At 65.1% G+C, this 26531-nt stretch carries 24 protein-coding genes; 13 read left to right on the top strand and 11 right to left on the bottom strand.

Features of this window, described 5'->3' with window-relative positions:
• The first annotated feature begins 117 nt into the window (after nucleotides 1-117).
• The 5 genes from KRZ98_RS21845 to KRZ98_RS21825 are packed head-to-tail and all read left to right on the top strand — an operon-like array spanning nucleotide 118 to nucleotide 6471.
• Nucleotides 118-2550, top strand: a complete 2433-nt coding sequence (locus KRZ98_RS21845) for a DUF1592 domain-containing protein (protein ID WP_217675296.1) — start codon at nucleotides 118-120, stop codon at nucleotides 2548-2550.
• Nucleotides 2551-2560: 10 nt separating this feature from the next.
• Nucleotides 2561-3901 carry a DUF1552 domain-containing protein gene (locus tag KRZ98_RS21840; RefSeq protein WP_217675295.1) on the top strand — a complete coding sequence of 447 codons (1341 nt, stop codon included), beginning with the start codon at nucleotides 2561-2563 and terminating at the stop codon, nucleotides 3899-3901.
• Nucleotides 3894-5261: an ankyrin repeat domain-containing protein gene (locus KRZ98_RS21835; RefSeq protein ID WP_217675294.1), complete on the top strand. Its 1368-nt coding sequence runs from the start codon at nucleotides 3894-3896 to the stop codon at nucleotides 5259-5261. The genes KRZ98_RS21840 and KRZ98_RS21835 overlap by 8 nt, the downstream gene beginning before the upstream one ends.
• Nucleotides 5262-5290: 29 nt before the next feature.
• Nucleotides 5291-5788 carry a cytochrome c gene (locus tag KRZ98_RS21830; RefSeq protein ID WP_217675293.1) on the top strand — a complete coding sequence of 166 codons (498 nt, stop codon included), beginning with the start codon at nucleotides 5291-5293 and terminating at the stop codon, nucleotides 5786-5788.
• 11 nt (nucleotides 5789-5799) lie between these two features.
• Nucleotides 5800-6471 carry a cytochrome b/b6 domain-containing protein gene (locus KRZ98_RS21825; protein WP_254798774.1) on the top strand — a complete coding sequence of 224 codons (672 nt, stop codon included), beginning with the start codon at nucleotides 5800-5802 and terminating at the stop codon, nucleotides 6469-6471.
• A gap of 96 nt (nucleotides 6472-6567) precedes the next feature.
• On the opposite strand, the gene KRZ98_RS21820 is transcribed toward KRZ98_RS21825, so the two are convergent.
• Nucleotides 6568-7032: an Lrp/AsnC family transcriptional regulator gene (locus tag KRZ98_RS21820; RefSeq protein ID WP_037488624.1), complete on the bottom strand. Its 465-nt coding sequence runs from the start codon at nucleotides 7030-7032 to the stop codon at nucleotides 6568-6570.
• A 117-nt stretch (nucleotides 7033-7149) separates the two neighbouring features.
• Between KRZ98_RS21820 and alr the strand changes: the two genes are divergently transcribed.
• From alr to KRZ98_RS21805, 3 genes are read left to right on the top strand one after another with little or no spacing between them, the layout of a single operon-like run.
• The gene (gene alr / locus KRZ98_RS21815) at nucleotides 7150-8283 is read left to right on the top strand and encodes an alanine racemase (protein WP_217675292.1); all 1134 of its coding nucleotides are present in this window, start codon (nucleotides 7150-7152) and stop codon (nucleotides 8281-8283) included.
• Nucleotides 8280-9536: a D-amino acid dehydrogenase gene (locus tag KRZ98_RS21810; RefSeq protein ID WP_217675291.1), complete on the top strand. Its 1257-nt coding sequence runs from the start codon at nucleotides 8280-8282 to the stop codon at nucleotides 9534-9536. The genes alr and KRZ98_RS21810 overlap by 4 nt, the downstream gene beginning before the upstream one ends.
• Nucleotides 9537-9554: 18 nt before the next feature.
• Nucleotides 9555-9902 carry a RidA family protein gene (locus KRZ98_RS21805; protein ID WP_006950899.1) on the top strand — a complete coding sequence of 116 codons (348 nt, stop codon included), beginning with the start codon at nucleotides 9555-9557 and terminating at the stop codon, nucleotides 9900-9902.
• Between the two features lie 69 nt (nucleotides 9903-9971).
• Here the strand turns inward: KRZ98_RS21805 and KRZ98_RS21800 are convergent, their stop codons facing one another.
• From KRZ98_RS21800 to KRZ98_RS21790, 3 genes are all read right to left on the bottom strand, one after another.
• On the bottom strand, nucleotides 9972-11264 hold the full coding sequence (locus tag KRZ98_RS21800; RefSeq protein ID WP_006950897.1) for an amidohydrolase family protein: 1293 nt from the start codon (nucleotides 11262-11264) through the stop codon (nucleotides 9972-9974).
• Entirely contained in the window at nucleotides 11257-12084 is an 828-nt protein-coding gene (locus KRZ98_RS21795) for a helix-turn-helix domain-containing protein (protein WP_006950889.1), read from the bottom strand. The genes KRZ98_RS21800 and KRZ98_RS21795 overlap by 8 nt, the downstream gene beginning before the upstream one ends.
• A gap of 77 nt (nucleotides 12085-12161) precedes the next feature.
• On the bottom strand, nucleotides 12162-13670 hold the full coding sequence (locus KRZ98_RS21790) for a class I adenylate-forming enzyme family protein (protein ID WP_217675290.1): 1509 nt from the start codon (nucleotides 13668-13670) through the stop codon (nucleotides 12162-12164).
• 129 nt (nucleotides 13671-13799) lie between these two features.
• Between KRZ98_RS21790 and KRZ98_RS21785 the strand changes: the two genes are divergently transcribed.
• Nucleotides 13800-14744: an enoyl-CoA hydratase/isomerase family protein gene (locus KRZ98_RS21785; RefSeq protein WP_217675289.1), complete on the top strand. Its 945-nt coding sequence runs from the start codon at nucleotides 13800-13802 to the stop codon at nucleotides 14742-14744.
• Here KRZ98_RS21785 and KRZ98_RS21780 read toward each other — a convergent pair.
• The 5 genes from KRZ98_RS21780 to KRZ98_RS21760 are packed head-to-tail and all read right to left on the bottom strand — an operon-like array spanning nucleotide 14706 to nucleotide 20289.
• The gene (locus KRZ98_RS21780; RefSeq protein ID WP_254798773.1) at nucleotides 14706-16187 is read right to left on the bottom strand and encodes an amidohydrolase family protein; all 1482 of its coding nucleotides are present in this window, start codon (nucleotides 16185-16187) and stop codon (nucleotides 14706-14708) included. The genes KRZ98_RS21785 and KRZ98_RS21780 overlap by 39 nt on opposite strands.
• Entirely contained in the window at nucleotides 16082-17230 is a 1149-nt protein-coding gene (locus KRZ98_RS21775) for a CoA transferase (RefSeq protein ID WP_254798772.1), read from the bottom strand. Before KRZ98_RS21775 ends, KRZ98_RS21780 begins: the two co-directional genes overlap by 106 nt.
• Nucleotide 17231: 1 nt before the next feature.
• Complete coding sequence (locus KRZ98_RS21770; protein ID WP_217675288.1) at nucleotides 17232-18740, bottom strand: class I adenylate-forming enzyme family protein; 1509 nt, start codon at nucleotides 18738-18740, stop codon at nucleotides 17232-17234.
• 9 nt (nucleotides 18741-18749) lie between these two features.
• Nucleotides 18750-19040, bottom strand: coding sequence for a hypothetical protein (locus KRZ98_RS21765; protein WP_006950873.1), 291 nt, complete (start codon nucleotides 19038-19040; stop codon nucleotides 18750-18752).
• Nucleotides 19041-19062: 22 nt separating this feature from the next.
• Nucleotides 19063-20289: a CaiB/BaiF CoA-transferase family protein gene (locus KRZ98_RS21760; protein ID WP_217675287.1), complete on the bottom strand. Its 1227-nt coding sequence runs from the start codon at nucleotides 20287-20289 to the stop codon at nucleotides 19063-19065.
• A 232-nt stretch (nucleotides 20290-20521) separates the two neighbouring features.
• Between KRZ98_RS21760 and KRZ98_RS21755 the strand changes: the two genes are divergently transcribed.
• A complete protein-coding gene (locus KRZ98_RS21755) occupies nucleotides 20522-21313 on the top strand; it encodes an SDR family oxidoreductase (protein WP_006950869.1) in 792 nt (263 codons plus the stop codon).
• 169 nt (nucleotides 21314-21482) lie between these two features.
• A complete protein-coding gene (locus KRZ98_RS21750; protein WP_006950867.1) occupies nucleotides 21483-21788 on the top strand; it encodes a hypothetical protein in 306 nt (101 codons plus the stop codon).
• A gap of 60 nt (nucleotides 21789-21848) precedes the next feature.
• On the opposite strand, the gene KRZ98_RS21745 is transcribed toward KRZ98_RS21750, so the two are convergent.
• Nucleotides 21849-22313 carry a MarR family winged helix-turn-helix transcriptional regulator gene (locus KRZ98_RS21745; RefSeq protein ID WP_254798771.1) on the bottom strand — a complete coding sequence of 155 codons (465 nt, stop codon included), beginning with the start codon at nucleotides 22311-22313 and terminating at the stop codon, nucleotides 21849-21851.
• 76 nt (nucleotides 22314-22389) lie between these two features.
• Complete coding sequence (locus KRZ98_RS21740) at nucleotides 22390-23646, bottom strand: acetyl-CoA C-acetyltransferase (protein ID WP_217675285.1); 1257 nt, start codon at nucleotides 23644-23646, stop codon at nucleotides 22390-22392.
• Nucleotides 23647-23802: 156 nt separating this feature from the next.
• Here KRZ98_RS21740 and KRZ98_RS21735 point away from each other — a divergent pair, with 156 nt between their 5' ends.
• A complete protein-coding gene (locus KRZ98_RS21735) occupies nucleotides 23803-25467 on the top strand; it encodes an MFS transporter (RefSeq protein ID WP_006950863.1) in 1665 nt (554 codons plus the stop codon).
• An 18-nt stretch (nucleotides 25468-25485) separates the two neighbouring features.
• On the top strand, nucleotides 25486-26526 hold the full coding sequence (locus KRZ98_RS21730; RefSeq protein WP_217675284.1) for a dihydrodipicolinate reductase: 1041 nt from the start codon (nucleotides 25486-25488) through the stop codon (nucleotides 26524-26526).
• The last annotated feature ends 5 nt before the right edge of the window (nucleotides 26527-26531 follow it).

Here is a 26531-nt window from a genome sequence, read left to right as displayed (position 1 = left end):
AGGCCCAGGATCATACCCGATTTTGCATGGACGCACGGCGGACGATGAGCCGCCGAACGTCATGGCAGGGTGAAGGGGGCGGCGCACGACTGCTCGCGGGATATGGGATGGTAATGAATGGGCCTGAACTGGCATCCGACTTTGCCCAGTTGCATCCTGGCGCTCAGTGCGCTGGCGGCGGCAGCGTCGGTTCTGGCGCGGCCTGACGAGGTGCCGCCACTGCCCACCGCTGCTGCCAACACTGCGCCCGACGCTACACCAGCGATCCTGGGCGACTATTGCGCACGCTGCCACAACGATAGCGACAAGATCGCCAACCTGTCGCTCGACGATGTGCGCAATGGCGATCTGCTGCACGGCACGAATATGGACATCTGGGAAAAGGTGCTGCGCCGCACCCGTCAGGGCGAAATGCCGCCGCTTAACAAGCCGCAGCCGACGCCTGCTGCCAGGGCCGCCTTCGTCCAGTGGCTGGAAAACGGGCTGGATGCCTATGCCGCCCAGCATCCCGATCCCGGCCGCGCCACCATCCGCCGCCTGAACCGCGTCGAATATGCCAATGCCGTTCGCGACCTGCTGGCGCTCAAGGTCGATGTCAGCCGCGAATTGCCGCAGGATAATTCGGGCTATGGCTTCGACAATATCGCCGATGTCCTCAGCGTCTCGCCGACTTTGATGGACCGTTATATCGCGGTCGCGGGAAAGGTCGGGCGCATGGCGACCGGCCTCACGTCCCGGCGGGAATTCGTCACATCCTATGAAGTGCCCAAGGATGGATCGGTCATGAACGCCGGTCGCCCCGCCTATAATGAACGTGCCAGCGACGACCTGCCGCTCGGTTCGCGCGGCGGCGGGGCGTTCACCTATTATGCCCGTTACGATGCGACCTACGAGATCAGCGGCTGGCTGAACGCCAACACCAATAATGAAACCGACCGGCAGAAGGAGGACAAGGTCAGCGTCCGCGTGCCGCTGAAAGCCGGGGCGCATGTCATCGGCCTGTCCTTCCGCCGCCAGATCGCGCCCGACGAAAGCGTCCAGACGCTGCGCAACGATCTCGACAAGGTGCCGGTGCCGACCGCCCCGCCGGTGATGTTGCCCATGGACGTTTCGGTCGATGGCGTGCGCGTCAAGTCGATCGACGTCCCATCCTACCGCATGTCGCCGCGCTATTCGCAGCAGAATTTTCCCCGCGACGTCCTCCAGATCGACGTGGCCGGGCCATTTTCACCCAAGGGCGTCGGCAGAACGCCCAGCCGCGATCGCATCTACCTGTGCAAGCCCGCGCGCACCACCGCCGAAACAAGCTGTGCCCGGCAGATCGTCGCGTCGCTTGCCCGCCGCGCCTATCGCCGTCCGGTGACCGACAGCGACCTGACCCCGCTGATGCGGGTCTATGCGACCGAGCGTGCCCAGTCGGACTTTGAACATGGGGTGGAGGCGGCGGTGGAGGCGATTCTTGTGTCGCCGCACTTCCTGTTTCTGGTCGAACGGGATCCGCCGGGTAGCAAGGCGGGCGGCGTCCGTCGCCTGACCGACCTTGAACTTGCCTCGCGCCTGTCCTTCTTCCTGTGGAGCAGCATCCCCGATGAAACCCTGTTGCATCTGGCCGAAACCGGACAGCTACAGAAGCCGGGTGTCATGGACGCGCAAGTCACGCGGATGCTCGCCGATCCGCGCGCGCAGGCGCTGACCAGCAATTTCGCGGGCCAGTGGCTCTATCTGCGCAATCTGGACCAGCAGCGCCCCGACATCACCGTTTTTCCCAAATTCGACACCCGTTTGCGCAGCGCCATGGCGCGCGAGACGGAAATGTTCTTCAGCTATGTTCTGCGCACCAACCGCAGCCTGCTGGATTTCATCGCGGCGGACTATACATTCCTCAACCAGCGGCTGGCCGAGCATTATGGCATTGGCGGCGTCACCGGCACCGCCATGCGCCGGGTCAGCCTGGACCCGGCGTCCAATCGTGGCGGGTTGCTGGGGCAGGCGAGCATTCTCACCGTCACCTCCTATGGCAATCACACGTCCGTCGTGAAGCGGGGCAAGTGGATTCTCGACAATCTGCTCGCCGCCTCGCCACCCCCGCCGCCGCCCGATGTGCCCGCCTTGCAGGACAAGCATGACGGCCGCCTGCTGACCGCGCGCGAGCAGTTGGAGCTGCATCGCAAAAGCCCGGCCTGTGCCGCCTGCCATGTGAAGATGGACCCGCTGGGCTTTAGCCTCGAAAATTTCGACGCGATCGGCGCTTTCCGGCAAAAGGATGCGGGCCAGCCCATCGACGTGTCGGCGCGGATGCCCGATGGCACCCAATTTGCCGGGCTTTCGGGACTGAAGCGGATATTGCTGACGCAAAAGGACGAGTTCGCCAGCGCCTTTACCGAAAGGCTGCTGACCTATGCGCTGGCCCGCGGGGTGGAGGCGCGCGACATGCCCGCCATCCGCACCATCGGCCGCAGCGCTGCCGCTGATGGCTATCGCATCCAGACAGTCATCAAGGGGATCGTGCATAGCGCGCCCTTCACCCTGCGAAGGACAACCGGTCAATGAGGGGAGCAAGATGATCATCCTGCGCAAACCGCTTAGCCGCCGTACCCTGTTGCGCGGCGCAGGCACGACCATGGCGCTGCCATTTCTGGAAGCGATGATGCCATCGGCGAAGGCCGCCGACGTCGCGGCCCGGCCCAAGCGGCTCCAGATATTCTATTCCCCCAACGGCATGATGATGAACCAGTTTCTGCCCGCGACGCAGGGACCGGGCTTCACGCTGCCGCCCACGCTGGAGCCGCTGGCGCCGCATCGCGCGCAGATCAGCGTCGTCACCGGCCTTGGCCACCCCAGCGCCGCCGCGATGGGGGACCGTCCCGCCGGACATGGCCGCTCCTGCCCCGCCTTCATCACCGGGGTCCATGTCCGTCAGACCGAGGGGACCGACATACGCTGCGGTATTTCGGTCGATCAGGCCTATGCCGATCATCTGGGCGACGCGACCCAGCTCAGCTCGCTGGAACTGGGCATCGACCAGGCCAGCCTGCTCGGCAGTTGCGACATCGGCTATAGCTGCGCCTACACCAACGGCATCAGCTGGCGGAACCCCACCGTGCCACTGCCCGTCACCGCCAATCCGCGCGACGTGTTCGAGCGATTGTTCGGCGATGGCGACGCGCTGGACGCCAAAAGCCGCCTGGCCCAGTTGCGGCGGCAATCGAGTATCCTCGATTTCGTGATGGATGACAGCGCCCGGCTGAGCGGCGTGCTGGGGATGGAGGACCGCCACAAGCTCGACGAATATCTGGAAGCGACCCGCGACATCGAACGTCGCATCCAGCGCGCCATCGCGTCGGGCGGCGGCGCCCAAAGCGCCGGTCTGGAACGGCCTGCAGGCATCCCCGACAGTTTCGACGCGCATGTCCGTCTGATGATCGACCTTCAGGTGTTGGCGATGCAGGCCGACATCACCCGTATCGGCAGCTTCATGATCGGCCGCGAACTCAGCAACCGCACCTATCCCGAAATCGGCGTGCCGGATTCGCATCATATGCTCAGCCATCATGGCAACAACCCGGAAAAAATGGCGAAGCTGGCGCGCATCAACCGGCATCATATGGAATATTTCGCTTATTATCTGGACCGGATGAAGGCGGTAAAGGACGGCGAAGGATCGCTGCTGGACCGGACCCTCGTGCTGCGCGGATCGGCCTTTGGCGATCCCAATGAGCATGATCATATGGACCTGCCCGTCATCGTCGCAGGCGGGCTGGTGCCGGGCGACCGGCATATCGTCGCGCCAAAGGGCACGACCATGTCCAATCTGCTGCTGAGCGCGCTGCATGTGCTTGATGTGCCAGCGACCCGCTTCGGCGACAGTGACGGCCCGTTCACGGCGCTGACCAGTGCCTGATCGCGCCCGCCCATTCCTTGCCCTGCTGGCACTGCTGGCCGGTTGCGGCATGGCGCAGGCGCGTGCGCCGCAGAAGGACGAAGGGCTGGCGCGGGCGATCGTCGCGAATGACGTGGCGGGGGTTGAGGCAGCGCTGGCCGAGCGGGCCGATCCAGACCAAAGGCTGGCCTTCGGCGCGACGCCGCTCAGTTGGGCAGTGAACGTCCAGAATCCGGCCATTGTCGCCGCGCTGCTGACGGCGCGCGCCAGCGTCAACAGCGCCGATCAGGACGGCGTGACGCCGCTGGCGCTCGCCTGCGAACTGGGGGAGCCAGCAATCGTCGCGCAATTGCTCGACGCGCGCGCCGATGTCCGCGTGGCGCGGGCGGACGGCACGACCCCGCTCGCCGTCTGCGCCCGCTATGGTCCCGCCGACGCCGTCGCACGGATGCTGGCCATGGGCGCGGCCCCAGACCGGATCGACAGTCGCGGCCAGACGCCGCTGATGTGGGCTGCCGCCGCCGGACGGACCGAAGCGATTGCCTTGTTGCTAAAGGCTGGCGCAAATCCCAACTGCGTGTCGAAGGGCGGCTTCACGCCTCTATTCTTCGCGATCAAGAGCGACGTTGTCTCGGCCACGCAGGCACTGCTCGCCGCGGGCGCGGACAGCGCCTATCGCGGCCCGGAAAACACCAGCGCCGCCCAGCTTGCGCTCTATCAGAAAAATTACGCGGCCGCCGCTCTGTTGGTGCCGCATGGCGTGGACGTGGTTGAGCGGGACAGGACCGGGGAGCAATTGCTCCATGGTGCCGCAGCGGGCGGAGACATCAATCTCATCCGCCTGCTGCTGGCCAAGGGCGCTGATCCCAACGGCCTGACCGGTCCATCGCGGATCACATGGGTGACCGAAGCCAATTTCGGCGTTCCCCCGCCGCCCGTGCCCCCCACGCCGCCGCTGCTGATCGCCGCCGCCAATGGCCGCAAGGATGCGATGGCATTGTTGCTGGCCGCCGGGGCCGACCCCCGCTTCGTCACGGCGGACGGCACCAACGTCGTGCTGGCGGCCGCGCGCGGGGGCAGCGCAGCGACGCTCGACTATGCCCTGTCGCTGGCACCCGACGTGAATGTCGCTGGGGCAAATTTCATGACCGCGCTTCACTGGCTGGTGGCTGGCGGTGTCCAGCCGGAGCTGGAAGCGATGCTGAAAATCCTCGCAGCCCATGGCGCGCGCACCGACATCCCCAGCAAATATGGCGCGACCGCCGCCCAGATGGCCGACGGCGGCCTCACGCAAGTGAAACAGATTTTTCGCACCGTCTTTCCCGACAAGACGTCGGTGAAGATGGCGGGCGCCGCGCCGCAGACCGTTCCTGAACATTGAACAGCAAAACACGCAGGGTAGATCATCGCATGACCATATCGCCAGCTTTCCGCCGCCCGATGCTCGCGCTGTTGGGTATTTCTCTCGTCGCGCTGCCCATGCTGGCGGGATCATTGACCGCTGCCCCCGCCGCAGCGCCCGCGCCCAAAGCTGCGATAGCCGCGCGCCAGGCGGGCTACAAGAAAATGGGCGCGGCAATGAAGGCGCTGAACGACCAGCTCAAAAGCGGCACCCCGGTGAAAGCCACGATGGTCGCTGCGGCGCAGATGATCGCCGCCACTGCGCGCGAACAACCCCGGCTCTTCCCGGCGGGCAGCGGCCCGACGGCGGGCGTACCCACCGACGCGCTCCCCAATATCTGGACCGATCGCGCGATCTTTGACGGACAGATGGCGAAACTGATCGCCGAATCCGGCAAGCTGGTATCCACCGCCAACAGCGGCACTGCCGATGCCATCCGCGCGCAGGCCAAGGCGACCGGGGCCACCTGCGCCGCCTGCCATCGCCAGTTCCGCGCCGACAGCTGAACGATCCCGCCATGTCGACCGACGCCCCATCGCGCCGCCTGCTTGTCTGGGATATCTATATCCGGCTATTTCACTGGCTGCTCGTCGCCCTGCTGGGCTTTTCCTGGTGGAGCGGCGAGCGGCATGAGATGGAATGGCACCGCCTGTCGGGCTACGCTATTCTCTTCCTGCTGATCTTTCGCCTCTATTGGGGCTTTGTGGGCAGTGGGACGGCGCGTTTCGGCCATTTCGTGCGCAGCCCGCGCGCTGCCTTCGCCTATTTGGGCCATCTCAGGACACGCCCTTATCGCGCCACGGCAGGTCATAATCCGGTCGGCGGCTGGAGCGTATTGCTGATGCTCGTCAGCCTGGTGGCGATGGTGACGGCAGGCCTGTTTGCCGTGGATGTGGACGGTCTGGAATCGGGTCCTCTCGCAAACTATGTCAGCTTTGATCAGGGGCGCGTCGCCGCTGATCTGCACGGCCTGTTGTTCAACCTGCTCCTCGCGCTGGTCGCGCTTCACATCGTTGCGATCCTCTATTATCTGCTGCGCCTGCGCCACAATCTGATCGGCCCGATGATCCACGGCCGCGGCACCATGCCGGTTGAGGAGACAAATGATCTTCCCTCCGGGTCAGCCTGGAAAGCGCTTGCCGGCCTGCTCATCGCCGCCGCCTGCGTCTGGGCAATCGGCTTTCGCTAGGTGAGATCGCTTACCCTACTATAATGGCGACATGGCCGCGCGCCGGAAATCGCCCCTCGGCCGGATGCTCCAGCGACAGAAATTCGCGCGGGCTGATCATCCCTTGTTACGGCGCGGGCGCAGCGCGTCGCGCATGGCGATGCTGGAATTGATCCGGGTGACGCCGGGCATACGCGACAATATTTCGCTATGGATGCGTTCATAGGCGTCGACGCTGTCCGCCTCCACCCGCAGCCAATAATCGACCGCGCCGGTCATCAGGAAACATTCGCGGATTTCCGGGCATTGCCGCACCGCATGTTCAAAGCGGGCGAGATGATCCTCGGTCTGCCGATCCAGCGTCACCTGGACCAGCACATTGACCAGGCTATTATCGTCCCGTCCCCCTGCGACCACCGTATAGCCACGAATATAACCCCCCGCTTCCAGTTGGCGGATACGCCGGTGGCAGGCAGACGGTGACAGGCCGACCTCCGCCGCGATCTCGGCATTGGATCGCCGCGCGTTCAGCTTGAGCAGGCGCAGGATCGCGCGATCCATATTGTCGAAGGACATGGCCATATGTTCAAATCCACTGAAACGATATGCTATATAAGCGGAAAGTATCGAATGATCATCTGCTGATTGCATGGATATTCGCACAAACGTGTTTTATCATGCTGGCGCATCGGGAAGGGAATGGCCATGCAGCATGGGACGGCGGGACGCTTGCGCATCGACCTTGGCGCGCTGGTGGCCAATTATCGATTGATCGCCCAGCAGGTTGCGCCCGCCAGTGTGGCTGGCGTGGTCAAGGCTGACGCCTATGGCCTGGGTGCCGTCCCGGTATCGACATCTCTATATGCCGCAGGCTGCCGCCACTTCTTCGTCGCCCATCTGTGCGAAGCGGCAACCTTGCAACCGCATCTGCCGTCCGATGCGACCCTGTACGTCCTCAACGGTCTCTATCCCGGCACGGAAGCCGATTGTGCCGCGATCGGTGCGGTCCCGATCCTCAATTCGCTGGAGCAGATCGACGGCTGGGCCGCGCTTGCCCGCACACTGCACCGCGCCCTGCCCGGCGTGATCCAGGTCGACAGCGGCATGGCCCGTCTCGGCCTGACCGCGGATGACCTTGCAACCCTGCGCGTGTCGCCGGAGCGGCTGGCTGGTATCGACCTGCTGCTGGTCATGACCCACCTCGCCTGCGCCGATGATCCCGATGACGGGTTCAACGTGCAACAGCGCACCACGTTCAACGCCATCGCCCACCAGTTTCCCGGCGTCCCGCGCTCGATTGACAATTCGGGCGGCGCGATGACGGCAGGCGTGGGGCATGGCGATATCGTCCGCGCCGGAATCGCCCTCTATGGTGGCGCACCGCATGGCCAGCCCAACCCGATGCAGCCCGTCGTCGCGCTCGATGCCACTATCGTCCAGTTGCGCACCGTCGATGCTGGGGCAGGGGTCGGCTATGGCCTGACTCACCGTTTCGATCGCCCTTCGCGCGTCGCGACCGTGTCGGTCGGCTATGCCGATGGCTGGCCGCGCCATCTGAGCAACCGGGGCAGCGCCTATATTGCCGGGGTGCGTGTGCCGATCGTCGGGCGGGTATCGATGGACAGTATGGCGCTCGATGTCACCGACATGCCTGATGCTGTGCTCCGTGCCGGCGCCCCGGTCGAACTGATCGGCCCGAACCAGACGATCGACGATGTCGCGGCGCAGGCCGGCACGATCAGCTACGAAATATTGACCCGGCTCGGCCACCGTTATGCGCGCACCTATCTGCCCGCGCCGGTCGCCACCCCCGACAGGAGCATCATGGCATGAAGGTCGTCATCTTGGGCGGCGGGGTCATCGGCGTCACCTCCGCCTGGTATCTCTCGCAGGCAGGGCATGAAGTCGTGCTGATCGACCGCCAGACCGGCGTGGCGCTGGAAACCAGCTTCGCCAATGCCGGGGAAATCTCGCCCGGCTATGCCTCCCCCTGGGCCGCGCCCGGCATCCCGGCCAAGGCACTTCGCTGGCTGTTCATGCAGCACGCCCCCCTGATCCTGCGCCCAAATGTCGATATGGCGATGCTGCGCTGGATGATCGCCATGCTCGGCAACTGCAACGCGACTGACTATCGCATCAACAAAGGGCGGATGGTGCGGCTGGCCGAATATAGCCGCGACCAGCTGATTGCGCTCCGCGCCGCCACCGGCATCAGCTATGACGAGCGCAGCCAGGGTACGCTGCAACTGTTCCGCGAACAGAAGCAACTCGACGGCATCGCCAAGGATATTGAGGTGCTGCGCGCTGACAATGTCCCGTTCGAGGTGCTGGACCGCGCCGGATGCATCGCCGCCGAACCGGGCCTGGCTGCCAGCGCCTCGCCGATCGCGGGTGGTCTGCGCCTCCCCAATGACGAGACGGGCGACTGTTTCAAATTCACCAACGCGCTGGCGGCGATGGCCAAGGCGCGCGGTGTCCAGTTTCTGATGGGCCGCACCATCAACGGACTGGCGCGCGAAGCCGGACGCATCGCCCATGTCGTCACCGACGATGGCCCGGTCACCGGCGACGCCTACCTTGTCGCCATGGGCAGCTTCTCGCCTTTGCTGCTCGCCCCGCTTGGCCTGCGCCTGCCCGTCTATCCGGTGAAGGGCTATTCGATCACCGTCCCTATCGTTCAGCCGGAAGCCGCCCCGGTCTCGACCCTGCTCGATGAAAGCTACAAGGTTGCGATCACCCGACTGGGCGACCGCATCCGGGTCGGCGGCATGGCTGAACTATCGGGCTACACCAATGACCTGCCACAGGCGCGCCGCGACACGCTCGACCATAGTGTCGGCACGCTGTTTCCCGGCGCAGGGGATCTGACCAAAGCCATATTCTGGAGCGGGCTGCGGCCGATGACGCCGGATTCCACCCCGGTCGTCGGCGCGACGCCGATCGACAATCTGTTCCTCAATACGGGCCATGGCACGCTGGGCTGGACCATGGCCTGCGGATCGGGGCAGGTGATCGCCGACCTGATCGGCGGCCATGCCCCCGCCATCGAAACCGCCGATCTGGCGTTGGCACGCTACCAGCGTTGATTTTCAAGGAGAAATAGCATGACCATTACCCGCATCGACACTGGCCCGCGCATGAGCGAAGCCGTCATCCATGGCGACACCGTCTATCTGGCCGGCCAGATCGGCGCGCCCGGCGAAAGCGTGACCAACCAGACCAAGGCTGCGCTCGAAGAAATCGACCGGCTGCTCGCACTGGCAGGCAGCAGCAAGGCGCATATCCTGCGCGCCACCATCTGGCTGGCCGACATGGCCGATTTTGCGGAAATGAATGCGGTCTGGGATGCCTGGATCGCTGACGTTGCGGCCCCCACCCGCGCCACGGGCGAAGCGAAGCTGGCGACACCTGACTATAAGGTGGAAGTGATCATCACCGCCGCCCGCGCCTGATCGGGCACGGCGCAACAAAAAGCGGGGCGCTCTGTGGAGAGGGTCAGAGCGCCTCGGTCTTGCCCCTGATCAGAAGGGCAGGTTGTACATGGTGGTTGCGTTGTCCTGCAGCACCTTCTTCTTCACCGCATAATCATAGCCGCCCAGCACATCGACGAGATGTGCCTGTACGCCGGGATAGAGCGAGGTGGGATGCGGGAAATCGGTCTCGAACATCACCTTGTCGACGCCGATTGTTTCCAGCAGCAGCTTGGGACCGACCTTCTCGAACCAGAAGGTGACCCAGAAATGGTCGCGGAAATATTCCCATGGCCGCTTGTTGAGCAGGCCTTTCTTGGTCGGCAGCATCTCGTTGAACTGATGCTCCAGCGCTTCGATCGCGAAGGGCAGCCAGCCCATGCCGCTTTCGATGAGGCCGATCTTCAGCTTCGGATGACGGTCGAGCCGTCCCGACACCATCCAGTTGCCCAGCGTCGCGGCATTGCCGATCGAGAACATCGTTGCCACCACCGACAGCGTCTGTTCAAAGCCAAAGCCTTCCCAGGTCAGCGTATTGGGATCGACCGCTGAATTGAGGTGGAAGTTGAGCGGCATGCCCGTCGCTTCGCACATCTCCAGGAACGGCGTCCAATAATCGTGCAGGAAGCTCGGCACGCCGACACGTTCCGGTGTATCGGGCAGGACGAAGCCCTTGAGGCCCATGTCGTAACAACGGCGCGCTTCGGTCTCCAGCGCCTTCTGGTCCCAGAAGGGCAGATGCCCCATGTTGAAGATGCGGTTGCCCGACACCTGCTGATATTCGGCCGATGCGTCATTATACATCTGGACGATGGCGAGTGCGAGATCGGGATCGCCCAGCGACATCAGCGACCCGGCCTGGGTTACGCCCGAATTCTGGAAACCGATCTGGGCATAGACGCCCATATCGTCCATCGCCTGCAACCGTTCCTTGATCAGATGACCGCCCGGATGCGCCTGCTCCAGCTTGGGGAAGGCCAGCCGCCCCAGCAGCTTGTTATTGTCGGCGCGGATGACATTGCCACCCATCGACCCGAAATTGCGGTCACCGACATACCAGCGTTCCACACCATCGGCGTCCAGCTTCACATAGGGAACCTTGGACTTGTATTTGGCCGGTGCGCGCGACGTGAACAGGTCGGGCGCTTCGGTAATGTGGGTGTCAGTATCGACGATCTTGATGCCCGCCAGCGACGGGTCCAATCCGCCGGACTGGGATGCATAATCGACCTCACGGATGACGCCGCCTTCGGTATAGCCTTCGGCCGACCAATATTTGCGCGCGGATGCGGCCAGTTCCTCGTCGGCCCCATCCTTTACATTGGCGTCCTTCACATCAGCCATGCTTCATCTCCATCGTCTGGCGGCTGGCATCGAACAGCGGGGATACCGGCGCGGGGGCCGGCTCCTCGACGCAGCGACGGACGGCCTCGTTCAAGGTACGCAGCAGGCTGTCGGCATCGATCTGGTCCGACGGCTCATAGACAAAGCCGATGGCCAGAGGCTGTCCGTCGGGCATGTTGGGCAACAGCACGGCGGTGACGTCGGCGATCGATCCAAAGCCGGCCTTGCCACTGGCAAAGCCATGATCGCGGCACGCCTGGACCTGCGCCGCCATTTCGGTGGGCAGGAATTTGCGATCGGCACTCGCTTCGGCGTTGAGGCGACGGATCATGCCGTCGCGACGCGGCTGGGCGATGGTCGACAGCAACAGCCAGCCAGCGGCGCTATCGGACAGATGATCCTGCTGGCCACCGCAGAAACCGGCGGCACCGGCCGTGCGGAAGGTCCGCTTGCCAACGCGCCAATTGAATACCTGCGCCTTCAGCCCGACCATGCCGAACACGGCCACGCCCAGGCCCGTCTGCGCCGACAACCGGTCAATCAGGCCCGTGAGCGCGCCATCACGCACCAGCTTGGGCTGAACGGCAGCCCCCAGCATCGCGGCGCGCGGGGTGGGTGAATAGGAACGCGAACAGGGATCCTTGTGCAGCAGGCCAAGGTCCACAAGGCTCGACAGCAGTTCAGACGTGCTGGACTGGGGACGGTCGAACCGGCGGACAATGTCCATGACGGTAGCCTGGGGGTGATCCTCATCGAAGAATTCGAGCACTTCGATGACGCGCTTGGCGATCTTAGCCTTGTTGGACTCGACTTGAGCCATGGTCCTCTCCTCCGGTTTATGAACAGTAGTGTTCACTAACGCGGCGGGCCTGTCAATTAAAAATGAGATGCTCTCGTTTATGTGGCGCCGATCGCGGCATTGTCCAACTCATTGTCGGATTCATCAAACAGGCAGCGAAGCGCCAGGCGATCAGTCTTGAGCGACGGCGTGCGCGGGAAATCGGCACAAAACAGCCATTTCGCCGGGACATGCGTGGCCAGCAGATGGGCACGGACATGCGCCGCCAGCGTGTCGGCATCGACCGAGGGAGCCGCTGGCGACAGCCGGATCGCAGCCGCCGGAACCTGCCCCAGCCGTGCGTCGGGCACGCCGATGACCGCCGCTTCGGCCACCGCGGGGTGCAGCATCAGCGCCTGTTCGATCGACTCGGGCAACAGTTTAAACCCGCCCCGAATGATTGCCCCATCCGCCCGGCCCAGCAGGAACAGGAAATCGTCCGCGTCGATCCGCGCCATGTCCGACGTGCGAATCCAGTCGGGGCCGATCCGCGGCGATATGACCTCCAGCAAACCGGGCATATCGGTCGGCAAGGGCGCGCCACTATCGGCATCCACGATACGCAGCTGCGCCCCCGCCATCGCCCGGCCAACTGTGCCGCGCTTGGTGCTGCCCCATGTTGCGTGCAGTTCCGCCGTCATCATCGCGACCGGCCCGGCAAATTCGGTGGCACCATAGGATAGCAGGATGGGAATGCCATAATGCGCCTCGAACGCCTGCTGCACACCGGGGTCGAGCGGAGCCGCGCCGCAGCCGATCGCCTTGATCGACGCCAGATCGGCGACGGGAATATCAGCATCCAGCACCCCGCGCACGCTACTGGGTGGCAATCCGGCATGGGCCGGGCGATAGCGCAGTACATGGTCGTGCCAGGCGGCGAGGGTGAACCGCTCCAGCAGCAGCATCCGCTGCCCCCGGATCAGCATCGGCAGGGTGGAATAGAGGCCAGAAATATTGCCGATCGGAAAATAGAGCAGGAATGGCGGCGCAGACAGGATATCCTCGCCCTGCCTTTGGGTCAGCGGTGACCCCAGAAAATGCTGTTCCATCAGGGCATAGGACACGGCAAAGGGCTTGGGCGGGCCGGTGGTGCCGCTGGTCAATATCTCGATCTGCGGCTGGTCAGGCCCGCTCCGCTCACAGGCCGATCCCGTCGCCGGGCTGCGCAGAATCGCCGCCATGCCCTCCAGCGCGATCACAGCCACGCCCTCGCCCCGCGCAGCAGCCATGACCTCGTTGCCCAGGTCGTCGGCAAAGGCGATCAGCGCTGACCCGCCCGTCCGCACGACATCGCGGGCGATCCCGCCTGCCGACTGGAAGGCATAGATCATGCGGATCGTGCGCCCCTGCGCCATCATCCCCAGCAGCGCGGCGAGTGCCGCAGGCCGGTTGCGCGGCACGAAGGCAACCGGTGCATCCGGGCCGATCCCGCTCGCGGCCAGCGCCGCCTGCACGACATCGGCAACCTGGCGCACCGCACCCCAGTCATGCCACTGCCCTTCAAATTCGATCGCCGGCAGCGCCGGGTCACGCTGCAAGGCGTCGGCGCTGCGTTGCTGCAAACTCATGCCTGTCTCCCTGACACGCCCGATAGTGGGGCAGGGCAGGGGCCGCCGCCAACCATTCTGCGCAACGCCATGGCGATGAATGGAACATGATGGTTTGCGACATCGGCGTGGGGTCCTAGCCTGCCGCCAATGACGCCACCCACCGCCCCGATCGATCCGCAACGGCTCACGATCCCGTGGGATGGGGAGGGCGCGGACCATGCGATTGTCGATCTCGCGGCGGTGCAGAACGCAACCCCCTGGCACTTGCCGCACTGTCCGTTGATCGGCATCGGCACCCCCGATCATCCCCGCGCCAAAGACGTCGATCTGCTGGTCGACGCGCCCGCGTCCCTCCCCATGATCGTTACCGCCATCACTGCCCAGCCTCAGGCCGCCGCCGTACTGGTTCAGCTGTTGCGGCTGATTGAGGACATGGACGCCGCACCCGCGTTGGTTGCCGAATCGCTCGCTTATGGCCTGCTTCAGGGCAGTGAAGGCCACGCCCGCTGGCTTGCGTCTCGCACCCCCGCGCCCGCATCACCACCCGGCGAAGTCCGGCTGGACCGCACCGACGATCGACTCACCGTCACGCTCGACCGCGCCCACGCCCACAATGCAATCGATCGCCCCATGCGCGACGGCCTGCGCGAAGCGTTCGATCTGGCGGCACTGGACTGCGCCATCGCCCGCATCAGCCTGCGCGGGGCGGGGCGCAGCTTCTCGGTCGGCGCAGACCTGTCCGAATTCGGCACCACCCGCGATCCCGCCACGGCCCACGCCATCCGCATGGTGACGCTCCCCGCCCATGCGATCATAGGCTGCGCCGACCGGCTCGATGTGCATGTGCAGGGTGCCTGCGTCGGCTCCGCGCTGGAGATGGCGGCCTTCGCCACCCGCCTGACCGCCAGCCCCAGCGCCTGGTTCCACCTGCCCGAACTGGCGATGGGCATCATCCCCGGCGCGGGCGGCTGTGTATCGGTATCGCGCCGGATCGGGCGGCAACGCGCGGCACTGATGATCCTGTCGGGCCGCCGGATCAGCGCCGCCACCGCGCTAGACTGGGGCCTGATCGACGCACTCATGGACGATTGACCCGCCGATCATCGTCAGCCTGACATCGCCCGCATCCAGCCGGTTCCGCGCTTCGCCCCAGCCGCGATCCAGCAGGCACAGGTCTGCCGTCGCCCCCACCGCCACCTGCCGGATGCGCGACAGGTCGACCGGATCGGCCAGGAACAGGTCGCGCGCCTGCTCCGGCGTCAGCGCCTCGTCCACCCCGACCAGCGCGCCCGCAGCCGTGCGCCGGGACACCGCCGCGCGCATCGCCGCCCAGGGATCGGCGCTCCCAAATGGCGCATCGCTCCCCCCCGCCAGCACCACGCCCGCCCGCACGAACGCGCCCAGCCGATAAAGAAAGTGCCGGTCGCGCGCATCGACATCGGACAGATAGCGGTCACCGCGTTCGGCGATAAAATGGGGCTGGCTGACCGTATGCAGCCCCATCCTTGCCATGTCCGCCAGCAGCGTGTCGGGCGTCACCCCGGCATGTTCGATCCGGTCGCCGCGCATCAGCCCTGCCGCGTCCAGCGCCGCGAGCACGAACACCAGCTCGGTCTGCGTCGTGCAATGGATCGCCGCCACCCGCCCGCGCACATGCCCGCCGCGCAGGAAAGCCACGCAATCGTCAAGATCGGGCAACGCCTGTTCGTGCAGATGCAGCTTGGCCGGGCCGATTATGATGCCGGGCAGGGGCGGTGCATCGGACAGCTCCAGCGTCCCCGCCAGCACCACCCGCTGCGGCAGCCGCCCGGCGCCATGTTCTGCCGCGAAATGCGCCGCCATCGCCTCGTCATTGGCGGGCGACATATCTGTCACTCCCGTCACCCCCATCGCCGCCAGCTCCGCGCCGATCACGGTGAAATCCGGCGGCACGCTGCCCAGCCGATCGCGCAGCCATGGGTCGGCATCGAACAATTGCCCGCTCGCCCGGTCCAGCCCCGGCGGCACCGGCCCATCGCCCTGCAACAGCGCCATCGCCGCGCTGTTCAGGAACCACATCCGCCCCGACCGATGCTGTACCCGCACCGGTCGCGTCCCCGTCCAGCGGTCGAGCCGCCTCGCATCCAGCATCCCCGCGACGCTCTCATGATAGCCAATGCCACGCAGCCAGCCGTCACCGGGTCGTGCCAGCGCCGCCACCAGACCATCCTCATCCAGCACATCGGGCGGCCCGCACGCCACCGACACGCGCGCGACCGCCAGCGCGGCGCAATGGATATGATGGTCATGCAGGCCCGGCAGCAACGCGCCGCCCGCCGCGTCGATCACCCGCTCGCCCTCAACCCGCGCAAGCTGCCCGACCGCCACGATCCGCCCGCCTTCGATCCGCACATCGGCCAGCGTCTGCCTATCAATCTCGGCCCGCCGTATCAGCATCGCGCCAGCCAGATGGCATTGTCCTGCCCCATCGCCGCCACGCGCCCGGCCGGACGAACGGCGGTAGCGGGAAAAGCCTGCCCCTGCGCTGCGCCCCATGCCTGCAAATCCGTCATCAGCGCCTTCTCGTCGCGTCGCCTTGCGCTGTCCAGCGCCATGGCGACGATCGCGCTCATCGACAGGATCATCCGCGCCGCCCGCCCGTTACGGATCCGCTCCAGCGCCAGTCGTGCGGCATGGATGCCCGTCAGCGGATCGGCGCAGGCATCCCCGCCAAAAGCGATCGTCCCGCTCGCCGTGCTCAGCGCATCGCTCACCCCGCCCGCCACGCTGGCGTCATCGCCAAAGCCGATCCAGTCGCCCGCCTCACCCGTCGCGCCATGACCGGTGATCGTCATCCACACCAGCCCCGGCACCGCCCGCACCAGCGCATCGGCGTCGATCCCCAACTGCCACAACGCACGTGGCCGCGCCGCCTCGATCACCACATCGGCACGCCTGATGAGCGCGATCAACGCCTCCCGATCCGCCCGATCGCGCAGATCCAGCGCGACATTGGCCTTGTCCTGATTGATCCGCGCAAACAGCGCCGGATCGCCCTCGCGCATCCGGTCGGGCCGGTTGCGGCTCTCCACCTTCACCACCTGCGCGCCGGTCAGCCCTATGAGGTGCGCGGCCAGCGGCCCCGCCCACAAGGCCGACAGGTCAACGACCAGCAACGGCCCCGTCCGCACTTTTGCCGCGCCATCCGCCGTCACCTGACAGGGCGGCGACACCGGCACCTCGCCCATGCGCGCGATCGCCAGCCCCAGCATCCGCCCCTGCACCACCAGCGCATCGGCACTACATGCGCGAAAAGCCGTTACAATCTGCGCATCATCATCCGGGTCAAGCTCCCCGTTCTGAAACAGCGCAGGCAGCATCGCCCGGTCGTCATCGCGCGCCAATGTCAGCGCAACATGCCCGTCCCGCGTCGTATATAGGCGGCATCCGCCCCCCGCCGACACCACCCCCGGCACGGCAAAGCCGTTCAGCGCCGCCCGTTCACCCATCAGCATCGCGCCGGAAAGCCCCGCAGGCATGCCCATCGCCCGCAACTCCCCCTCGGCCCAGCCAGCCAGAGGCAGGGTCAACGGACGCATTTCAGGCCGCAAACAGCTTCTTGATCTCGCGCCGTAACAGCTTGCCCATCTCATTATAGGGCAGGGCGTCGGCGAACAGCACCCGTTCCGGCACGCGCGAGGATCGCAAGCGGGCGCGCACCATCTGCTTCAATTCCTCCTCGCCCGGTGCATCATGCCCCGCGCGCGGCACGACGATCAGCCCGACCGCCTCACCCCATTCGTGCGAAGGAATCGCGACCGCCGCGGCCTCGGCCACCGCAGGATGGGTCATGACCACATCCTCGATTTCGCCGGGCGAGATATTCTCGCCACCACGCACGATCACATCGTCGGCGCGCCCCGACAGGAACAAATAGCCGTCCGCATCGATATAACCCGCGTCGCGCGTCGGAAACCAGCCATCGGCGTCCAGCGCACTGCGTTCGCGATATTCGCCCGACACCTGCTCGCCGCGCACATAGATTTCGCCCGCTTGGCCGGGCGGCAGCACCGCGCCATCCTCGTCGCGAATCTCGATCTCCACGGTCGGCAGCGGCCGTCCCACCGATCCCAGCCGCGCCCGCACGATTGGGTCGTCCGATCCATGGGCGGCGCGGTGCTCGTCCGGTCCCAGCAGGGCGATGGTCGAGCTTGTCTCGGTCAGCCCATAGGCATTGGTAAAGCCGGTCGCGGGAAACAGCTCCAGCGCCTGATGGATCAATTCGGTCGGCATCTTGCCGCCACCATAAGCGATCGCGCGCAAGGCCGACAGGTCGGGCCGGCGGCCTTTCGCCCCCCCCTTCGCCATAGTTTCGATGATCCGTGCCAGCATGGTCGGCACGACAAAGGCGTTGCTCGCCCCCTCATCTGCGGCCAGATCGAGCCAGGCTTCGGGCGAGAAAGCGGGCAGCATCAATATGCGCCGCATCGCATAGATGGAGCTGAGCAGGGCGGCGATGCCCGCGATATGATAGGGCGGGACGCTGACCAGCGCGGCGTCCTCTTCCGGCGCGGCAGCAAACTCGACCGTCCCCAATATATAGGACACCAGATTGGCGTGGCGCAGGATCGCCGCCTTGGGCGCGGCGGTCGTGCCGCTGGTGAACAGCTGGATCGCGATCCCCTCGCCATCCTCGCCCTCGGCCGGCGCATCGACGGCGCGGGCCTGCGCGGCCTCGACAAAGGCGGCGCGGGTCAGCACGATGTTGCTTTCCGCCGGGCAAAGCCGCCGCACCCGATCGACATCGCCCACGATCAGCGCCGGGGTGATCCGTTCCAGCAATGCGCCCAGGTCCGCGTCGGCCAGCCGGTAATTCAACGGCACATAGGGGACGCCCGCCAGCGCCGCGCCAAACAGCGCCATGGCCGCCGCCTCGCTGCTTTCGTCGAGCAGCGCGACATGGGCGCAGCCGCTGTCACGGATCAACGCCGCCGCGCCGCGCGCGCCGGCAAGCAAATCGGCATAGGACCAGCGCTGGCCGTCACAGACCAGACCGATACGGTCGGGCGCTGTATCGGCGGCCATTTCCAGAAAAAGGGCGATGTTCATGGGTGGGTGTCAGTCCGACGCGGGCAGGGGCTTGGCATCCTTGATGCTCAGCGCCACGCCATCGACCGACAGCGATCCCTTGCCCGGCTTGACGCACAGCAACTCGAACGTCCCGGCCGCATCGACATAGCGCTTGCCCATCAATGTGCCTGCGGCGAGATCCGGGGCGGGCGTGCCGATCGCATCGGGCTTGGCTTCGCCCATCGCGGCACCGCCGCACTCGATAGTGCCCGCGCCGCTGCGGATCACCATCACTTCGGTGTCGCACATCGCGCTTTTCAGTTTCGTTCCGGGCTTCATGTCCATCCTGCCTTTCAAAGCGTTACGCGATTGCGCCGCTGGCTTTCCATTGTTCGATCTGGTCCCATTCGACGCCCAGTTCCATTAGCACGATTTCGGTATGTTCCGATGCCTGGGGCGCGCGGGTGGTTTCCAGTGGCTTGCCGTCAAACTGCACCGGGCCACGCACCAGCCGCAACGGCTTGCCGCCGTCGGCACCCTCGACCTCGATGATCATGTCATTGGCCAATGTCTGTTCGTCGGTCAAAAGGTCCGTAAAGCTTTGCACCGGCGCCCATTGCCCCTTCATCGTTTTCAGGTGCGACCGCCAATAGGCGAATGGCTTTTGCGCGAACGCCTTGACCAATATGTCGCTCGCCGCGCCCGCATTGTCGATCAACGACAGCACATCCTTGAACCGTGGATCGTCGGCGGCTTCCGGCACGCCGACATGGGCAAACGTGTCGGCAATCAGGCCGGTTGGGCTGACCATGCACAGGTTGATCGTGCCGCCATCGGAGGTACGGAAATTGCCCATGAACGGGTTGCGCAGCGATCCGCCCGATACCGGCATGCCGTTGCGCGTCTCGATCCCGGTTTCCATGACCTGCGAAATCAGCGCGCCCGATGCCCACCAGGCCGCGCTCAGCAGCGACACGTCCAGTTCGGTCGCTTCGCCGGTCTTTTCCCGGTGCAGCAGCGCGCCGGAAATGCCACCGGCGATGAACATGCCACCGATGGAATCGCCGAATGCCGGTATCCCCTGGGTCAGCGGGCCGGGCAGGGCTTCGGGCGTCATCGCGTAGGCGACGCCGCTGCGCGACCAGAAGCAGGTGCCGTCAAATCCGCCGATTTCGCGCTCTGGCCCCTTATTGCCCAGCGCGCTGCCACGGGCATAGATGATATTCGGGTTGACCGCGCGGATATGTTCGATGTCGAACTTGTTCTTCTGCCGCACCTGGGGGAGGTAGTTGGTCAGGAATACGTCCGCCGTCTTGGCCAGCTCGTACAATATTTCCTGTCCGTCGGCGGTCGACAGGTCGATGCCGACGCTGCGCTTGCCGCGATTGGGATGCTCGAACAATGTATGGCGCAAGGGATCGAGCGTCACCCCGCCCATGTTCAGGAACCCGCGCTGCGTGTCGCCGCGCACCGGATGCTCGATCTTGATGACGTCCGCACCCCAATCGGCCAGGATCGCCCCTGCTGCAGGCACATAGGTGAATTGCGCTACTTCCAAAACGCGCACACCCTTCATGACCTGGGTCATAAACTCTCATCCCCTCATTCGCCGCACGACGCAGCCTTCATCACCTAAAAAGCGTAGAAGCTGTGGCGGTTGCCGCAAGAGCCGACAGGCTGTTGGATGCGGGCTATCGCTAGCGCGATGCAAAGCCCGGCCTCAACGCCGCCACGATATGCGGCATGGCCCGAAAAACTGGGATTGAGCGTCGGGAAATCCGGGCCGATAGCGGAACGGAAAAGATATCGGAAGGACCGCCATGATCATCGACTCTTCGCTTTCCGCCATCGTCACCGGCGGCGCATCCGGCCTGGGTCTCGCCACCGTTAAGGCATTGCGCGCTGCGGGTGCGAAGGTCGCGATCTTCGATATCAATCAGGACCAGGGCGCAGGAATCGCGGCGCAGGTCGGCGCAACCTTTCACCGCGTCGATATCATGTCGGAGGACAGCGCGCTCGCGGGCTTTGACAGCGCCCGCACCGTTCAGGGGCAGGAACGGCTGCTGGTCCATTGTGCCATGGTGTCGAAGGGCGGCAAGACCGTCTCGAAGGATAAGGAAAGCGGCGGTTTCAAGCGCCTCTCGACCGAAGATTATGCGATTTCCGCACAGGGCATATTGATCGCCAGCTACCGCATGGCCTCCATCTCCGCGCTTGGCATGGCCGCGCTCGACCCGCTGGTCGACAATGAACGCGGCAGCATCATCCTGACCTCCAGCGCCGCGGCGGAGGACGGGCAGGTCGGCCAGATCGCCTATGGTTCGCTCAAGGCCGGGGTCAACGGCATGGTCCTGCCGATGGCGCGGGATCTCATGGATCTGGGGATTCGCGTCAATGCGATCATGCCCGGCATCTTCGCGACCCCGCCAATGCTGCGGTTCAAGGAGATGAACCCGCCCATGTATGAAAATCTCGAAAAATCGGTGCCGTTCCCCCGGCGTCTGGGGCAGCCCGACGAATTTGCCAGCCTCGCCATGGAACTGGCCCGCAACAGCTATATCAACGCCCAGACCTTCCGCATCGACGGCGCGATCCGCTTCCCGCCGCGCTGACTATCCGCTCATATTCACGCCGGAATCGGGGCGCGTCGTACCAACGGCGCGCCCTTTTCTTCGCACCTGCGAAAATAAAATACTAAGCTAGCTTGACATGTTTTTGACGAACTACTAACCTGACTTAGTATTAAATGAATAGCCCTCCCTTTTCGACCAGAGGTTCGCCATGATCCGTTTTGCCAAAATCGCTGCCTATGTCTCACTCGCTGTCGCCATCGTGCCGCAGGTCGCTGCCGCCGACGATGCCGTGCAACTGACTTCGGCTTCAGCCATCGCCACCGAATATAAGGGCAAGATGCTGTACACCGCGTCGGGCGATCGCCTCGCCGCCGTCTATCGCGTCGGTGCCGATGGCGCTGCGCAGATCATCCTCAACGGCAAGATGATTGCTGTTCCCGCCGCCAGCCTGGCTGCTGCCGATGGCAAGCTGGTGACCAACCTGTCGAAGCGCGACCTGCTGACCGCGCGCTGATCGGAAGGGCGACGGCCCTTCGTAATGAATAGGCCGCTCCCTAACCCGGAGCGGCCTTTTTCATGGCTTGCCGATATTCTCTGAAATCGTATCGAGCAGCGCGTTGAGCCGGTGCAGGTCGTCATGATCGAAGCCGGCAAAAGCCACTTCTTCATTGGCGCGCGCAATCCCCGCCAGTTGCGTTGTGATCGCCTGGCCCGTCTCTGTCAGGAATACAGCATGGGCGCGGCGGTCATCATCCTTGGCGCGCCGTTCCAGCAACCCATCGGCACACAGCCGGTCGATCAGCCGACCCGCTGACGCTTCGGCAATTTCCAGCATATTGGCAATGGTGCGCTGGGTCGCGCCGGGGTGGCGAGCCACCGCCGCGATCACTGTCCATTGCGATCGCGTCACGCCCAGCCGCACCACGCTCTGGTCGAAATGCGCCCGCAACTGCCGCGCGATCACAACCAGCTTCAGCGACGCATTGCGCATCAGCGCCTTCGCGTCATCAGCCAGCAGATCGTCGTTGGGTTCAGCCATGAAGCGCGTACCATAGCGCCATTGCGGCGAAACGAAACCGTCCTCGTTGCAAGCCGGGGCGATGTTCTGCGCCGGATCAGACACGTTCGATGATGATCGCTGGCGCCATGCCGCCCGCCGCGCACATGGTGATCAGGCCATAGCGTCCGCCGGTCCGCTCCAGCTCATCCAACGCCGTGCCGATCAGCACTGCGCCGGTCGCACCGATCGGATGACCCAGCGCGATCGCCCCGCCATTGGGGTTCAGTTTCGCGCGGTCGATGCCCAGATCGCGGATGAACTTCTCGGTCACGACCGCGAACGCCTCATTCACCTCGAATATGTCGATATCCTCGACCCGCAACCCTGCCTTCGCCAACACCTTGCGTGCCGCCGGGACGGGGCCGTTCAGCATCAGCGTCGGGCAATCTCCCATATTGGCGGTCGCCACGATCCGCGCGCGGGGCTTCAGGCCATGGCGCTGCGCATAGTCCACCGACGCCAGCAGGATCGCGGCTGCCCCATCGACCACGCCCGATGAGGTTCCGGCATGGTGCAGTGGCGTGATCGCCAGGTCAGGATAGACCTGGTTGATCAGCTGACGGAAGGTTGGCCCGTCGGCGCGCGAAGGCATGTCCATAAAGGCGGCGAAGGCGGGTTTGAGCTGCGACAACTGCTCGGCGGTCGTGTCGGGCCGGGGATATTCCTCATGGTCCAATATGACTGCGCCATCATCGTCCACCACCGGGACGGTCGAACGGGCGAAGCGTCCTTCCTGAATCGCGATCCCTGCCCGTCGCTGGCTCTCTGCGCCAAAGGCGTCGAGCTGTTCCCGACTGATCCCCTCCATCGCAGCGATCGCGTCGGCGGCGACGCCCTGGTTCGACTGGGGATGCTTGGCCTGCAACCGCATATTGCCAGTGCCAAGCCCGCCGACCGGTGGCACGCCCGCCTCTCGCAGCGACTGGCCATAGGACATGACGTGCGACATCATCTCCGTCCCGCCCGCAATGACCAGATCTTCCATCCCCGCCATGATCTGCCCGGCGGCCAGATTGGTGGCGGTCAGGCCGCTGCCGCAGAAACGGTCGAGCGTCACCCCGGACGCACGCACATCATAACCGGCGTCGAGCGCGGCCATCCGGCCCATATCGCCGCCCTGCAACCCCATCTGCGCGCTGGTGCCCCAGATAATATCATCGACATCGGCGGTATCGATGCCGTTGCGGTCGCGGATCGCGCGCAGCACGGTCGCTGCGACATGCTGCGGGTGCAGATGCGACAGCGCGCCCTTGCCCAATTTGCCGATGCTGCGCGGGGTGCGGACCGCGTCGATGATATAGGCCTCTGCCAAGGCTCGTCTCCTGTAGAAAGATGACTTTGCTATCGCATGGAAGGCCCACATTCCCAATCGCATGGGCGATTGATCGGAAGGGCAAGGGCGTGCAGGGTGGACGGCAGTAGCGCCCGCTGCCCAAGGTGGGCGGGGCCAGGAAGCATAGGGGGCAGGATGGCGAGAGCCGGGCATGATCGGTCATCGGGCGGCACTTTTGCGCCGCTTCGCGAACCTGTATTCCGCGGCATCTGGACGGCCAGTCTGCTGTCCAATTTCGGCCAGCTGATCCTGGGGGTCGGCGCGGCGTGGGAAATGACCCGGCTCACCCCGTCGCCCGGCATGGTAGCGCTGGTGCAAAGCGCCCTGATGCTGCCGCTGATGCTGGTCGCGCTGCCTGCGGGCGCGCTGGCCGATATGTTCGACCGACGGCGCATTGCCATGACGGGCCTTGCCTTCTCCATGGTCTGCGCGACGATCCTCACCCTGCTCGCCTGGTCGGGCCATAGTTCGCCCTGGATGCTGCTGGCCTTCTGCTCGCTCATCGGGGCAGGGGTCGCGCTCTATTCCCCTGCCTGGCAATCCTCGATCAGTGAGCAGGTCGGCCCGCATCATCTGCCCGCCGCCATCGCGCTCGGCACGATCAGCTATAATGTCGCGCGCAGTTTCGGCCCGGCGATCGGCGGTGTCATCGTGCTAGCGGCGGGCGCTCATGCCGCCTTTGCGGTCAACGCCATCGGCTATCTGCCGCTTTTCATCGCCTTCTTCCTCTGGCGACGCCGCCACGTCTCCTCGCGCCTGCCACCCGAACAGATCCACCGCGCGATCGTATCCGGCGCGCGCTACGCCCTCCATGCCGCACCAATCCGCACCGTTCTCGTGCGCGCCTTCCTGTTCGGCCTGGCGGGCGCATCCTCATCAGCACTCGCGCCACTGATCGCCAAGCATCTGCTGGGGGGCGATGCCAGCACCTTCGGCCTGCTGCTGGGGGCGGGCGGACTGGGTGCGGTGGGCGGTGCCTTGCTCGTGGCTCCCTGCCGGGAAAAGCTTGGCACCCACCGCACCGTGACGTTGCTGGCGCTGCTCAGTGGCGCAACGCTGGCACTGGCGGGCTTCAGCCGCTCGGTGCCACTCACCTGCTTCGCCCTGTTTCTCGCTGGCGGCGCGAATATTCTGACCATCGCCCTGTTCAACGTCGCGGTGCAACTGTCCGCCCCGCGCTGGGTCACGGCGCGGGCGCTCTCGCTCTTCTCTTCGGCGCTGACCGGCGGCATCGCGATTGGCGCGGCACTGTGGGGATGGGTTGCGGGACAGCTATCGGTCGATGGCGCGCTCTATCTGTCTGGCCTTGCGCTGGCGGCGCTGCCTGTCATCGGCCTGTTGCTGCCCCTGCCCGACACCAACGAAGCCGATATCGAACCCATATCGCTGCAAAATGAGCCGGAAGTCGGCATGGCACTGACGCGCCGGTCTGGGCCGATCATCATCGAAATCGACTATGATGTCGATCCGTCGCAAGCCCGCGATTTCTACGGGGCGATGTTGCAGGTCCAGCGCACCCGGCTGCGCAATGGCGGCTTCAACTGGTCCATTTCGCGCGACATTGCCAATCCGGCTCACTGGACCGAACGCTATCAATGTCCGACCTGGGGTGACTATCTGCACATGCGCGAACGCTTTACCCAGGCAGACAAGGATATCCAGCTGCTCGCGCGGTCGTTCGACCGGAAGGCGGGCGATCTGCGCGTGCGGCGACGGCTGGAACGGCCGTTCGGATCGGTGCGCTGGCAGACCGATACACCTGATCCGCAGCAGGGCATGATCAACTATATCGGGCCATGATGCCCGGAAGGAGAGGCAATGACAGGCAAGAGGCGATATCGCGTCATCCAGTGGGCGACCGGCAATGTCGGTTCCCGCGCGCTGCGCACCGTGATCGAGCATCCCGCGCTCGACCTTGTCGGCCTATGGGTCAGTTCCGACGACAAGCGGGGCAAGGATGCGGGCGACCTTGCCGGGTTGGCGCCCTGCGGCGTCATCGCCACGGGATCGATCGATGATCTGGTCGCGATGGAGGCCGATTGCGTCCTCTATATGCGGCAGGGCACCGACATCGACGAACTGTGCCGCCTGCTCGCATCGGGCAAGAATGTCGTCACGACCCGTGGCGACTTTCACCACCCGCCCTCAATGGACGCCGCCATGCGCGACCGGATCGAGGCGGCCTGTCGCACCGGCAACAGCTCCATCTACAGCACCGGCTCCAGTCCGGGTTTCGTGACCGAAGCCCTGCCGATCCCGCTGCTCTCCCTTTCGCGTCGGCTCGATTGCCTGACGATCGACGAATATGGCGACGTTTCGAGCCGCAATTCGCCCGATCTCTTGTTCAACATCATGGGTTTCGGTCGCGCGCCCAGTGCTTTCGACCCGCGCCAGCTCGATCATGTGAAAAGCGACTTTGCCGGATCACTGGCCCAGTTGGCGGATGCGGCGGGGATCGTCATCGATAGCTGGGACGTGGTCGGCGAAATGGGCGCGGCGACCCGCGACATCGTGATTGCGGCGGGCATCATCCCGGCCGGCACGGTCGCCGCCCAGCGCATCACCGTGTCGGGAATGCGTAATGGCAAGCCGGTACTGCGCTTCCGCGCCAACTGGTATTGCAGCCGCGAAATCGACCAGCCCGACTGGCGCCTGCGCGAATCCGGCTGGCGCGTTCGGGTGGAGGGCGACACGCCGGTGGAAGTGGACATCCGCTTCCCGGTCGCGCCGGAAGATTATGCCGCCTTCACCCCAGGCCTGACCGCCCATCGCGCGGTCAATGCTGTTGCAGCAGTGTGCGACGCCCCGCCCGGTATCCGCACCACGGCGGACATGCCACAGGTGATCGCGCAATTATGACTGGC

The organism is Sphingobium sp. AS12, assembly GCF_019097845.1.
Lineage (GTDB): Bacteria > Pseudomonadota > Alphaproteobacteria > Sphingomonadales > Sphingomonadaceae > Sphingobium.
Note: the sequence above shows the minus strand (reverse complement) of the source record. Positions and strands in the feature narration are given on the sequence as shown.